Here is a 12,938-nt window from a genome sequence, read left to right on the forward strand (position 1 = left end):
CGTGTTAGAATTTCCCTCCTTTTGGGCTTCGTGGGATTCACTCTGTCAAGTCAAAAAGGAAAACGATGCAAGATAAAACTATTTTTATTTTGCTATAAAAATCAAAAATAACTTAACTTTGGATGAACTAATCAATTAAAAAGGGACTCTGATACATTTCCGTCAAAAATAACCGGACACATGGTACGCGGACAGATCGCCTATATAAGTCATCCAAGGGTTCTGTCTGAACACCATGACCGTTTCCAATCAGAAAACCGGCAGAAGGGGAAACGCTGCCGAGTTTCTCAAAGTGGCCAACTTCAGTTTGGCCTTTATACAGGCAATTGCTGTTACGACAGAATCCGTCTTACCTCTTTAATCAATCGGCTTTTTTGTTGCACGCTTGTGCGGTGGGAAAGGCGATATTCGATACAAGGAAATACGCTGATTATGTCACATAAACTTGCTCCTCTTGGCCGTACCCATATTCGTCACGGCTCATCTACACCTGAAGCAAATTCCAAATCATCTTCTCCTCTAAAAGAATGGATATACACCCACAATTGGGGGGATATGCCGTCGGTTTCTCCTGAGCTTAAGCAATTAAGCGGTAAAAATACGGTAACGAGAGAAGTAGTGCATGTGGCGGAGGCAGCAAGATTTGATAGTTCTTCATCATCTTCAGACGGCCTTGTGACCAAAATGCATGTTACACGGGCCAGCGTTGCTTCTGTAAGCAGCGTTTCCAGTAAACATACCATTGCGCCTAAAGTGGCGAGCAAACACGTTGTTTCAAAAGAACCGGTTAATCAATCGATGGAAAAAGTCCTGGCTGAAAGGCAAAAAGTTTACGAAGAAGCCAAAGCAAAAAAAATAGCCGAGGCTGCCGCAGCCAAAGCAAAGGCTGTAGAGCGCGCAAAAGAAGCGCATAAAGCGGCAGTCGAAAAAGCGGTTGCAGAGCGTAAAGCCAAACTCGAAGCCGCACGCAAAGAAAAAGAGGCGGAAGACAGAGTTGCCGAAGAAAAAGAAACCGTTGAGATTGTCCATAAAAAGAATCTGAAGGATTCAGACGGCCATGACAAAATAGCGGGCGTTTCTTCCGGCAAAAAAGCAATCAATAGTCACGACGGACACCTCAGTTCGGGTAAAGCAAACAAAATTGACGATCATGCCGAAGGCAGGATAGGACTATCCGGAAAATACCGCGTGTATGAATCCAAAGAGTATGGCAATTACGTTCGTGTGAATGATTTTGGTGCCGATGCGCAGGGTAAAAAAGACAGCCTTCAGGCATTTAAAGCAGCTTTAGAGGCGGCACACAAAGAAAAGGCCATGGTTTTCTTGGATGGTACTTACTATATTTCCAATCAGATTGTGATGGATAAAACCGTCTCCGGCGCGCGCGGCTTGTTTGGTTCGGGGATGGGCAAAACCAAAGTAACGTTTGATAAGGCGCAAACAGGCGAATTCAATCCGGACACCAACCATGACGATATCCGCGAATTTGCCGGTATCTTGATCGATGGGCAAAACAATAAAACCATTGCCGATTTGTCGGTTCAATATACCAACCCTGATTTTTACCGCAAAGGCTTAAGCTATTTTGGCAAGGTAAACGGTATTTTGGTCAACGATGCGGACAATACTTTAATCAGTAAAGTAGAGGTTTCCGGTGCCAACCGTGCTGGTGTGATGTTTACCTCGACCGCTTCTTTGGAAACGGAAAAAGGCCATAAGCTGACCTTTAAAGAGCGCGTGCAAAGCGGCGAAATTGATGAAAAATACGAAGCGCTGCCTTTGGGTGAGAACAACCGTATTGTCGATTCGTATCTACACCACAACCGCGTTGCCGGTGCGCTGATTGGTTTCCAACAAAACTTTATCGGCGAGGGCAACCGTTTGGATTGGAACGGCCACGAAGCGGATGGCGGGACAGGCTACGGTATGGCTGTGGCTGCCGGCAGCTACAATTACGGCATCACATACCGTAAAAACACAACCGACCACAACTACCGCAAGGGTTTGGATGTGCACGATGGCACAGGCATTGTCATTGAAAACAATGTGTTAACGGGTGACCGGCTATATGGTATTGTTGCCTACAACCGCCAGTTTTCTATGGATAAAGTCAAAATTACCGGCAATACCATTATCCAAGACCCAAGCTTCCGTTTGAATGTTGATGATGACTTGGGTAAGTACTACCACATGTATTCAGGGATTCAGGTACAAACCAATACCCAATACAGAGATTTGCACTCGGCTGACAAAGGCTATTTCGATATTAGCGATAATGTCATTAAAAATCTGACGGTTTATCAAAACAATATTCAGACTTACGCGATTGAGTTCCGTAACCATGAAAGCAAAATGGATTACACGCTCAATATGGCAAACAACAAGATCAGTGGTGAATCCACCAAATATCTGATTGCCGTCATCAACGATACCTACGACCGTGTTTTATCTAAAAACGGCATGGGCAGCGGTACCATTACCATCAGCGGCAATGATGCCGATATCGGCAAGATTATGAAAGGCGCGGTACCGGTTTATGTGGAAGAACACCATGGCAATGTCGCTATGCATGGTGCGGTGACAATTCACAACAACAAAATTTCCGTGCGTGAAGAATCTGCCGGCTATGTCGAATTTGCTTATTTGAAAAGTAATGCCAAAGAGTACAACATCACCAATAATACATTGAAACTTGGCGGTGATTTGAATGATGCTTTGATAGACGTACATAGTACCAACCCTAAGGGCAAAGCATCTTTAAATGTGGCCAACAACAAAATCCTGACGGACATTAAAGGCAAGTTGTATGATTCATGGCTGCGCTTTGAAAATGACATCAACACGTATTCTGAAGGCAATAGCCATAATGGCGCGGCACTGAAAAAAGTGAATACGACCGGCAGTAAAGTGACATTGAGCGATGTTCTTTCGGAAGCCAACCATATTGTCGAAACGACTAAAGAGACTGTGTATCACCATACTCAGAACGTGTATACATCAGGAGTGGAAGAACATCATACAACGACAGGGATTTTGTAAGCTGTTGAAGCCGTAATCTTTATGGTTTAAATATTGATAAATAAAAAAAGGCCGTCTGAAAATTTTCAGACGGCCTTTTCATCTAACTCACATTATTTAGCCAGTTCGGCACGCAGTTTGTGGGTTACGTTCATCATCACTTGGAGTTGTTCCAGAGTTTCTTTCCAGCCACGGGTTTTCAGACCGCAGTCCGGGTTCACCCACAGACGTTCAACCGGTACAACCTCGATGGCTTTACGCAACAGGTGCTCAACTTCAGCTTCAGTCGGTACGCGTGGGCTGTGGATGTCGTAAACACCCGGGCCGATGTCGTTCGGGTATTTGAATTCACCGAACGCGGTCAAGAGTTCCATGTCGGAACGTGAAGTCTCAATGGTAATCACGTCAGCATCCATAGCGGCGATGGCCGGCAAGATGTCGTTGAACTCGGAGTAACACATATGAGTGTGGATTTGAGTGCTGTCTTCGCAACCGGTAGAGGACAGGCGGAAAGATTCGCCGGCCCAGTTCAGGTAAGCATCCCAATCGGCACGTTTCAAAGGCAGACCTTCACGGATGGCAGGTTCGTCAATTTGGATGACTTTGATGCCGGCTTTTTCCAGATCCAATACTTCGTCGTTCAGAGCCAATGCGATTTGTTTGCACACGGTAGAGCGAGGAATATCATTGCGGACGAAAGACCATTGCAGAATGGTTACAGGGCCGGTCAACATGCCTTTCATTGGGCGTTTGGTCAGGCTTTGCGCGTAAGTAGACCAAGCAACAGTCATGGCTTCAGGACGGCTTACGTCACCGAAGATGATAGGTGGTTTAACGCAGCGTGAGCCGTAGCTTTGTACCCAGCCGTATTGGGTGAATGCAAAACCGCTCAACAATTCGCCGAAGTATTCAACCATGTCGTTACGCTCGGCTTCGCCGTGTACCAGTACGTCCAAGTCCAGTTTTTCTTGCTCTTCAACCACCAAGGCGATTTCTTTTTTCATCGCAGCTTCGTAATCGGCGGCAGACAGCTCGCCTTTTTTGAAGGCTGCACGTGCTTGGCGGATTTCGGTGGTTTGCGGGAAAGAACCGATGTTGGTAGTAGGCAGCAGAGGCAGGTTCAACCATGCTTGTTGCGCTTTGATACGGTCGGCAAACGGTGATTTGCGTTGGTCTGCGTTGGCAGGCAAATCGGCCAGGCGTTTGGCAACGTCTGCACGGTGGATTTCGCTGCTGTTGGCACGGGAGTCGGCGGCAGCTTGGCTGGCGGCCAGTTCTTCGGCAACAGAGTCGCGGCCTTCGTTCAATGCGGCTTTCAGAACGCGCAATTCTTGGGTTTTTTGCAGGGTGAATGCCAACCAAGAGTACAGGTCAGGTTTGTTGGCTTTCAGTTTTTCTTCAACTGACAAGTCAAATGGAGTGTGCAGCAGGGAGCAAGAGCTGGAAATCCACAAACGGTCGCCCAGTTTGGCTTGCAGAGGCTCGACAGTTTCCAAAACTTTGTTCAGGTTGGCGCGCCAAATATTGCGGCCGTCGATAACGCCGGCAGACAGAACTTTGTCGTAGTCGGCAAATGCGTCCAGTTGCTCAGGCGCGCGTACCAAGTCGATGTGCAGGCCGTCAACAGGCAGGGATTTCAGCAAGGCAGCGTGTTCGGCAACGGAACCGAAGTAAGTGCTCAACAGGATTTTGGCGTTTACTTTGCTCAAAGTGGCGTAAACGTCTTTGTAGGCTTCTACCCATTCTTTAGGCAGGTCGACAGCCAAAGCAGGCTCATCGATTTGAATCCATTCGGCACCGGCTTCAACCAAAGCGTTCAGGATTTCAACGTAAACAGGCAACAGTTTAGGCAACAGGCTCAGACGGTCGAATTCGACAGCGCCTTTTTCTTTACCTACCCACAGGAAAGTCAATGGGCCAACGATGGTCGGTTTGGCTTTCAGACCCAAAGCTTGGGCTTCTTGCAGTTGTTGAACGTAGTGTTTGGCGTTGGCTTTGAATTCGGTATCGGCGTGGAATTCAGGCACCAAGTAGTGGTAGTTGGTGTCGAACCATTTGGTCATTTCGATAGCGAATTGGTCTTTGTTACCACGCGCCAGTTGGAAGAATTGTTCCAAAGACAGGTTTTGGCTGTCGAAGCCGAAGCGGGCAGGGATGGCACCGGTGGCAACTTGCAGGTCGAGGATGTGGTCGTAGAAAGTGAAATCGCCTACGGCAACGTAATCAGCGTTGGCAGCAGCTTGGTGTTTCCAGTTTTTCTCGCGCAAGTCTTTAGCAACAGCCAGCAATTCTTGCTCGCTGATTTCTTTGCGCCAGTATTTTTCTTGTGCGAATTTCAATTCGCGGAAGGCACCGACGCGCGGGAAGCCTGAAAAATGCAATGTTGTCATGTTAACTCTCCTAGTTGGAATTTTGAATCAGGCCGGTATGGCCTGAATGTTCGATATTGTAAATCAGAATGGGGAGGCCGTCTGTTTTATTAACGCGGACGCACGCCCAAAATATGGCAGATGGCGTAAGTCAGTTCGCTGCGGTTGAGGGTGTAGAAGTGGAAGTCTTTGACACCTTCGCGCGAGAGGACTTTGACCATGTCGATGGCGATGCTGGCGGCAACAAGGTTGCGCGTGCCTTGGTCGTCATCCAAACCTTCGTACATCTTAGACAGCCAGCTTGGGATTTTGACGTTGGTCACTTGGGCCATTTTGGTCAATTGTTTGAAATTGGTTACGGGCAGGATGCCGGGAACGATTTCAACGTCGATGCCCATCATCACGCAACGGTCGCGGAAGCGCAGATAGCTTTCCACGTCGAAGAAGAATTGGGTAATAACGTTGTTTGCACCCGCATCGATTTTGCGTTTCAGATTGATCAAGTCGGCTTGTGCGGATTTGGCTTCCGGGTGCACCTCTGGATAGGCCGCTACGGAAATGTCAAAGTCGGCAACGGAGCGCAACAGTTTGACCAAATCTTCGGCATAGAAAGGTTTTTTCTCGTAGCCGGGCGGCTCGTCGCCACGCAGGGCGACAATGCGGCGGATACCGCTGTCCCAATAATCTTTGGCGATTTGGCGCAACTCGTCAGGGCTGGCGTCGATACCGGTCAGGTGGGGGGCGGCGTCAAGGCCGGTTTCTTGTTTGATGCGTTTGACGATACTGTGTGTGCGGTCGCGTTCGCCGGAGTTTGCGCCGTAGGTTACGGAAACGAATTTCGGATGCAAGGTTTGCAGGCGATGGATGGAATCCCACAGCATGGTTTCCATTTGTTCGTTTTTCGGCGGGAAAAATTCGAACGAAACGTTGATGTCGCCTTTCAAATCAGAAAGGCTGTTGTTTAAAGCAGCGATTTCTCGAGCGTGATTCATGGTTATGCACCTTCTGCATATCTTTTATTTGTTGTCAGACTGCATAATAAATTTGAGGTTGGTATGAGTCAATTTCGAAATTTTCCGAAATTGTATGAATAGATTTAATAAAGACCTCAGGCCGTCTGAAAAACAGCCTGAGGTCTTGTTTGATGAAAAGGGAAAAGGTTATTCCGCTTCATCTATCCAGGCTTGTTGCACGGCTTCGAGAATGCGCTCGCCGCAACGCGCCGGATCATCGTCAAATTCAGGCAGAGCCATAATCAAATCACGCAGTTGGGTAAAACGCACGGTTTTCGGGTCGATGCTGTCGCCGTGTAAATCGTAGAGTTCTTCGGCGATGCGTTGAGTATCTGTCCATTTCATGATGTGTTCCTTTATTGGGTTTCGACTATTGCCAATTATTTTAATCAAGAAGAAGTCGGACTGCCAGATTGTTTTACGGAAGAAGGGCAGATAAATGATGACGCTATTTTTTAACAAAATAGCATAGTTGCGTTAAAATACGGCAAGACACTTAAAACTCACGGCAATCTGCCGTTTTATACTTTCTATTCCGTTTTGAATGATTTGGTTTTCATGCAAAATTTACATTTCGCTATGCAACCAAATTTTTTGGAACGGCTCTTAAGACAATCCATCGCTTAAAAATAAAAGGAAAAAAGATGAATAACGCACTCAACGCCAAGCTGTCCAAACTGATTTACGCGCTCGCTTCCGATGATCCGGAGTATCTGTCCAAAGCAGGCGCATTCGACCGTTTGCTGTTGTTGGTTCGCGAATTTTATCGGATGCTGGACGAAACAGAAGGTTTGAAACAGCTGGTGTTCCGTCTGTATTACGGCAAACACTATGGCTTGATTAAACTGGATGCCGCTTCACCCAACGACGATGCAGGCGCATTGAGGTTGAAACGTTGGATGGTTTATTCGCGCATCGCAGAGCGTATCGAAAATTGCGGCAAGCATTTGTCGGTCGTGCTTGAAGATGCGGTGTTGGAAAATGGCGCGGACAAATCTCATTATATAGATGAAGCCAATGCCATCATCGCGCGTTTCGGTTTGGCAAGGGATGAGGCTGTACTTTCGGCCATCGAGGCAGAGGAGGCGTTGAAGGCAGAGGCCGAACTGCCGACAGTAAACAAATCTCAGAACGCTACTTCCCGTTATAACGGCAATCTGCATCAAATCAGAATGCAAGAGAAAATTGAAAATTACTCCGCTACGCAGAAGGTGGCCTCCATGCAAATTTCGCGTATGCGTTTTATTTTTCCTCATATCAAATAGTTTGCCGCATAAGCAACAGGCCGTCTGAAAACCATGAATTTGTGGTTTCAGACGGCCTTTTTCATTAAGCCTTGTTTTAATGGTCTTCACGTGCATGGTTGATCGTATATTTGGGAATTTCTACGACCAAATCTTCATCGGCAACAACTGCCTGACAGCTTAAGCGTGAATCGGCTTCCAAGCCCCATGCCTGGTCAAGCAGGTCTTCTTCCAGTTCGCTCGGTTCTTCCAAGCTGTCAAAACCTTTGCGGATGATGACGTGACAGGTTGTGCAGGCGCAGGATTTTTCACAGGCGTGATCGACTTCGATATCGTGGTCGAGCAGTACGTCAAGGACGGTTTGACCTTCTGGTGCATCTTCGATAACCGCGCCTTCGGGGCATAATGTCGCGTGTGGGAGTACGGTAATTTTTGGCATTTTTATTGTCTCGGTTGTTTAAGAGTGGTTGTGGTTAAAGTAGTTTCAGACGGCCTTGGGTATTCAATATTCAGGCCGTCTGAAAAATGGGTTTATAACATGATGCCTTTACTTTTTAAATTTTCCAGGCATTCGTCCAAGTAGGCATCATCATGTTCGGCATAAATCGGCGAAGTAGCTGTTTCAGCCGCGTGCGAATGGTATGGGGCAACGGTTTTGCCGCGATATAGCGGGTCTTTCCATAAAGCATCGGGTTTGTAACCGCGCTTTTCCATCTCTTCCATAATCAACGCGTGATACAGATAGAGTTTGTAGGGAGAATGGGTAAAAACGTAATTAACCGTCGCATGCGGTCTGCCCCAGCCCGCTCCGCGTAAAGCAGCGCATTCTCGGTGTTGCCCCAAAAGCTGGGCACGGGGGAGTAGGGGGATAAGGGTTTGGTGCCAGAGTCTCATTGTGATTCAAATAATTTTGAATATTCTGCGTAAGCTTTCTCTAAATTTTCTTTTGAGTAGGTAGTATAAATATGAAGACCTTCTTCAATTTCAGTAGTTAGCTTTGTTCCACTTTTCCCAAAGTATTCGTCTTTATAGAGACGGACTTTGGAATTTTTAGGTTTATGTGTATTTTTCGAAGAGATGAGATTTCTTAATATAGAAGGATTTTGTTGGTGCTTTTCTTTGATAAAGGAGATAAATGCACTTCTGTCTATTTCAAAAATTTTTTCTTGATGATGTTCTTCGACAGTTTTTTCAAAACCCAACTCTGCTATTTCATTTTTAGGAAATACAATTTCGCCTCTTAATGAGAGAAAAAGCCTTTTCACAAGATTTTCATCAATTGCAAAAAGCTCAGTTTCTCCTATTCGGCTTTCGCCGAAAATTTCATGAAGTAAGGTTTCTTTTTCTTTATAGTTGTCGGTTTTAATGGCTAGAATGCGCTCTAACCCAGCAACGTTTGCGTAGCCGTTGTTTTCCAAATGGCGCATTCTAATTTCAAAATTATTTTCGTCAGTAATACCAATTTTATATACACCTTTGATGACGGTTTTCATCAGATAGACAATGCCTGCTTTTTCCATTGTTGTCCTTTATTTTTATATTTCTGTAAGAGGATATCTTTTCAGACGGCCTTTTGATTCAAGGCCGTCTGAAACCATTTGCCGTCAAATATTATCAACGCTTTGCCCTGTCAACGCGCGTTGGATGTTACGGTTCATGCGTTTGGCGGCGAAGTTGTCGGTGCTGTGGCTGAGTTTGGCGACGGCGGTGCGGATGTCTTCGGCTTTGCCGTCTTTCAGATAGCCTTGCAAAGCGGCAATGTCTTGTTGAATCTGTTGCAATTCTTCGGCTTCCAATAAATCGCTGTCCAACTCAAGGGCGGCATTGACGGCGTCGGTCAGGCTTTCGGCTTCGACTACGGCTTCGGCGCGTGCGCGTGCGGCCATGTCTTCGGCGGCGTTGTTCATACTGTCTTTGAGCATTTGGGTAATGGTGCCGTCGTCCAAGCCGTAGGAAGGTTTGACTTCGATTTGCGCCTGTACGCCGGTGCTTTGTTCTTGTGCGGAAACGGACAGCAAGCCGTCGGCGTCAACTTGGAAGGTCACGCGGATACGCGCTGCGCCTGCGGCCATCGGCGGAATGCCGCGCAGGGTAAATTTGGCCAGGCTGCGGCAGTCGGAAACGAGTTCGCGCTCGCCTTGTACGACGTGTATCGTCATGGCAGTCTGACCGTCTTTGAAAGTAGTGAAGTCCTGCGCGCGCGCGGTAGGAATGGTGGAGTTGCGCGGGATGATTTTTTCGGCAAGGCCGCCGTAGGTCTCCAGGCCGAGTGATAAAGGTGTAACGTCCAGCAGCAGCCATTCGCCGTCGGTTTTGTTACCGGCAAGGACATTTGCCTGTATGGCGGCACCGAGTGCAACCACTTCGTCTGGGTTGAGGTTGTTCAACGGAGTTTGTCCAAAGAAGGTGGCGACCGCTTGTTGAACATGCAACATGCGGGTCGAGCCGCCGACCATAATCACGCCTTTAATGTCGGCTTTGGTCACGCCTGCGTCTTTCAAAGCCTGTTTGACGGGTTCGATGGTTTTTTGTACCAAATTTTGGGTCAGATTGTGAAACTCTTGGCGGGTAATGACAGTATGGACTTTATGGCCGTCTGAAAGTGTGGTTTCGATGACGGCTTCGGTTTGGGTAGTCAGTTTTTCTTTGGCGGTACGGACAAGGGAAAGCAGAAGTTGGCTGTCTTGTTCGTTGAGTTTGGAAAGGTCGTTTTGTTCGAGTAGGTGGCAGAACAAACGATGGTCGAAGTCGTCGCCGCCCAATGCGCTGTTGCCACCGGTGGCTTTGACTTCAAACAATCCTTTGGTCAGTTGCAATACGGATACGTCGAACGTACCGCCGCCCAAGTCGTAAACGACAAACGTGCCTTCCGAGGCGTTATCCAGTCCGTAGGCAATCGCGGCGGCGGTCGGCTCGTTGAGGAGGCGCAATACATTCAAGCCTGCCAAGCGCGCGGCATCTTTGGTGGCTTGACGTTGGGCATCGTCAAAATAAGCGGGTACGGTAATGACGGCACCAACCAAATCGCCGCCCAATGTTTCTTCGGCGCGCAATTTAAGGGCTTTGAGGATTTCTGCCGATACTTCGATAGGCGTTTTCGCACCTTGACGGGTGTTTAATTCGACCACGCGCTCATTGGGTGTAAATTGATAGGGCAGGTATTGCGCGTCTTGTGTGAGGTCGGTAAGGGTGCGGCCGATCAGGCGTTTGGCGGAGCTGACGGTATTTAGCGGATCGGTTTTTTGTGCGGAAAGGGCGTTTTTGCCGACTTCGACTCCGCCATCCAAATAACGGACAACCGAAGGCAGGGTGGTGCGGCCGTCTGAATCGGGCAGGCAGACTGCGCTGCCGCTGCGTACGGTGGCCACCAAGCTGTTGGTTGTGCCTAAATCAATGCCTACGGCGAGGCGGTGTTGATGGGGGGCAGCGGACATGCCGGGTTCGGAAATCTGCAAAAGAGCCATGATTGTGTGCCTTCTGATGCTGTATTTATTAGGATGGGGCAGATTTTAGCAGATTTTTGGCAGATAGTTGAGTGGTTTGCTAGGAAATAACCCTAAGGCCTAATGTTGTTAATGTTGTTTTTTAATTGAAAAGAAAGTGGATTTTGAATCCGGACTTGTATTTTTTAAGAAATGCGGATAAAATTCAGCCTCTTTGCCTTGCCTTTTACTTCGCATGGTGAAAGGCTGTTTTTAATCATCCATAAGGAGATAACATGCGTCATTACGAGATCGTGTTTATCGTTCATCCTGATCAAAGCGAGCAAGTGCCTGCTATGGTTGAGCGTTACAAAACCATGATTACTGAAGCCAGCGGTAAAATCCACCGTTTGGAAGACTGGGGCCGTCGTCAATTGGCTTACCCAATCAACAAAATCCACAAAGCACACTATGTTTTGATGAATATCGAAACTACTCCTGAAGTGGTTGAAGAGCTGGAAACTGCTTTCCGCTTCAATGATGCCGTACTGCGTCACCTGACCATCAAAACAAAACACGCTGTAACTGAAGCTTCCCCAATGCTGGGCGGCGAGAAAGCAAAAAACTTGCTGAACGGTGCAGCTGAAGAAGTTGCAGCAGCCGAATAAGATTGAACAATCTGATTAAGCTTACCGCCCGTATCTTACAGGTTCAGCCTTTGAGATATACGCCGGCAGGAATTCCTGTTTTAGATGTTGTGTTGCAACATGAATCTTGGCAGGAAGAAAACGGACAGAAATGTCTGGTTAAATTTGAAATTCCCGCGCGGATTTTAGGTAAGCAGGCTGAGGAATGGCAGTATCGGCAAGATGTCGTCATCGAGTCGGAAGGTTTTTTGGCGCAACGCAGCCAACGCTTCCCCAAGCCGGTACTACGCATACAGAACATTAAAGAATATAAAGGTTAAACGACAATGGCTCGTCAATCATTCAAACGTAGAAAATTCTGCCGCTTTACGGCTGAAAAAATCCAAGAAGTTGATTACAAACAAGTTGATTTGTTGAAAGACTTCATCTCTGAAAACGGCAAAATCATCCCTGCCCGCATTACTGGTACTAAAGCACACTACCAACGTCAGTTGGCTACTGCTGTGAAACGTGCCCGTTTCCTGGCTCTGTTGCCTTACACCGATCAACACAAATAATTTTGGAGTTTAAATCATGCAAATTATTCTGTTAGAAAAAATCGGCGGTCTGGGTAACTTGGGTGATATCGTTACCGTTAAAAACGGTTACGCACGCAACTTCCTGATCCCTGCCGGTAAAGCAAAACGTGCAACCGAAGCCAACATGAAAGAATTCGAAGCACGCCGCGCTGAATTGGAAGCCAAACAAGCTGAGATCTTGGCTGATGCTAAAGCACGTCAAGAAAAACTGGAAGGCCAAACCATTACTGTTGCTCAAAAAGCCGGTGTTGATGGTCGTCTGTTCGGTTCTGTTACCAATGCTGACATCGCTGAAGCGATTGTTGCTGCCGGTATCCAAGCTGCTAAAGCAAACGTACGTCTGCCTAACGGTCCTTTGAAAGCTGTTGGCGAATACGAAGTTGAAGTGGCTCTGCACACTGACGCTGTTGCTAAAATTACCGTTGCTGTTGTTGCAGCTGCTGAGTAATTGATTCATTCAAGGCCGTCTGAAAATCAAGGGTTTCCTTGAATTTCAGACGGCCTTGTTTATCTGCTTGAGCCGAAGTAAGTAAATATCGATTTGTCTATATTTTTTAAGTCTGTCTAGAAATATAGCGGAAGAGATGATGTATTGGCCGAATGTTCATTCGTGTTCGGGTTTGTCGTATTATTTAGTAAAGAGATTA

13 protein-coding genes are annotated in these 12,938 nt (G+C 47.2%); 6 read left to right on the plus strand and 7 right to left on the minus strand.

Features of this window, described 5'->3' with window-relative positions; all coding sequences use genetic code 11:
• Nucleotides 1–798 precede the first annotated feature (798 nt).
• Nucleotides 799–3,039, plus strand: a complete 2,241-nt coding sequence (locus tag FOC66_RS00390) for a right-handed parallel beta-helix repeat-containing protein (RefSeq protein ID WP_003745553.1) — start codon at nt 799–801, stop codon at nt 3,037–3,039.
• 92 nt (nt 3,040–3,131) lie between these two features.
• Here the strand turns inward: FOC66_RS00390 and metE are convergent, their stop codons facing one another.
• The 3 genes from metE to iscX form a co-directional block, all read right to left on the minus strand.
• Nucleotides 3,132–5,408 carry a 5-methyltetrahydropteroyltriglutamate--homocysteine S-methyltransferase gene (metE, locus tag FOC66_RS00395; protein WP_003745555.1) on the minus strand — a complete coding sequence of 759 codons (2,277 nt, stop codon included), beginning with the start codon at nt 5,406–5,408 and terminating at the stop codon, nt 3,132–3,134.
• 89 nt (nt 5,409–5,497) lie between these two features.
• Nucleotides 5,498–6,379 (minus strand): methylenetetrahydrofolate reductase, encoded by an 882-nt coding sequence (metF, locus tag FOC66_RS00400; protein ID WP_003745556.1) that lies wholly within the window; start codon nt 6,377–6,379, stop codon nt 5,498–5,500.
• Nucleotides 6,380–6,547: 168 nt separating this feature from the next.
• Complete coding sequence (iscX, locus tag FOC66_RS00405) at nt 6,548–6,745, minus strand: Fe-S cluster assembly protein IscX (RefSeq protein ID WP_003682097.1); 198 nt, start codon at nt 6,743–6,745, stop codon at nt 6,548–6,550.
• A gap of 299 nt (nt 6,746–7,044) precedes the next feature.
• Between iscX and FOC66_RS00410 the strand changes: the two genes are divergently transcribed.
• Complete coding sequence (locus FOC66_RS00410; protein WP_003745559.1) at nt 7,045–7,665, plus strand: hypothetical protein; 621 nt, start codon at nt 7,045–7,047, stop codon at nt 7,663–7,665.
• 76 nt (nt 7,666–7,741) lie between these two features.
• On the opposite strand, the gene fdx is transcribed toward FOC66_RS00410, so the two are convergent.
• From fdx to hscA, 4 genes are all read right to left on the minus strand, one after another.
• The gene (fdx, locus tag FOC66_RS00415) at nt 7,742–8,083 is read right to left on the minus strand and encodes an ISC system 2Fe-2S type ferredoxin (protein WP_003745561.1); all 342 of its coding nucleotides are present in this window, start codon (nt 8,081–8,083) and stop codon (nt 7,742–7,744) included.
• A 92-nt stretch (nt 8,084–8,175) separates the two neighbouring features.
• Nucleotides 8,176–8,538 carry a TIGR02328 family protein gene (locus tag FOC66_RS00420; RefSeq protein WP_003745563.1) on the minus strand — a complete coding sequence of 121 codons (363 nt, stop codon included), beginning with the start codon at nt 8,536–8,538 and terminating at the stop codon, nt 8,176–8,178.
• Nucleotides 8,535–9,164 carry a GIY-YIG nuclease family protein gene (locus FOC66_RS00425; RefSeq protein WP_003745564.1) on the minus strand — a complete coding sequence of 210 codons (630 nt, stop codon included), beginning with the start codon at nt 9,162–9,164 and terminating at the stop codon, nt 8,535–8,537. The genes FOC66_RS00420 and FOC66_RS00425 overlap by 4 nt, the downstream gene beginning before the upstream one ends.
• Before the next feature lie 84 nt (nt 9,165–9,248).
• Nucleotides 9,249–11,108, minus strand: coding sequence for a Fe-S protein assembly chaperone HscA (hscA, locus tag FOC66_RS00430; RefSeq protein ID WP_003745567.1), 1,860 nt, complete (start codon nt 11,106–11,108; stop codon nt 9,249–9,251).
• Nucleotides 11,109–11,362: 254 nt separating this feature from the next.
• On the opposite strand from hscA, the gene rpsF reads away from it, so the two are divergent.
• The 4 genes from rpsF to rplI are packed head-to-tail and all read left to right on the plus strand — an operon-like array spanning nt 11,363 to nt 12,739.
• A complete protein-coding gene (gene rpsF / locus FOC66_RS00435; RefSeq protein WP_003686150.1) occupies nt 11,363–11,734 on the plus strand; it encodes a 30S ribosomal protein S6 in 372 nt (123 codons plus the stop codon).
• Nucleotides 11,731–12,033, plus strand: a complete 303-nt coding sequence (gene priB / locus FOC66_RS00440) for a primosomal replication protein N (RefSeq protein WP_172884830.1) — start codon at nt 11,731–11,733, stop codon at nt 12,031–12,033. Before rpsF ends, priB begins: the two co-directional genes overlap by 4 nt.
• A gap of 6 nt (nt 12,034–12,039) precedes the next feature.
• Nucleotides 12,040–12,270 (plus strand): 30S ribosomal protein S18, encoded by a 231-nt coding sequence (rpsR, locus tag FOC66_RS00445; protein ID WP_003678863.1) that lies wholly within the window; start codon nt 12,040–12,042, stop codon nt 12,268–12,270.
• Nucleotides 12,271–12,286: 16 nt separating this feature from the next.
• The gene (rplI, locus tag FOC66_RS00450; RefSeq protein WP_003678862.1) at nt 12,287–12,739 is read left to right on the plus strand and encodes a 50S ribosomal protein L9; all 453 of its coding nucleotides are present in this window, start codon (nt 12,287–12,289) and stop codon (nt 12,737–12,739) included.
• Nucleotides 12,740–12,938: the final 199 nt, after the last annotated feature.

The organism is Neisseria mucosa, assembly GCF_013267835.1.
GTDB lineage: Bacteria > Pseudomonadota > Gammaproteobacteria > Burkholderiales > Neisseriaceae > Neisseria.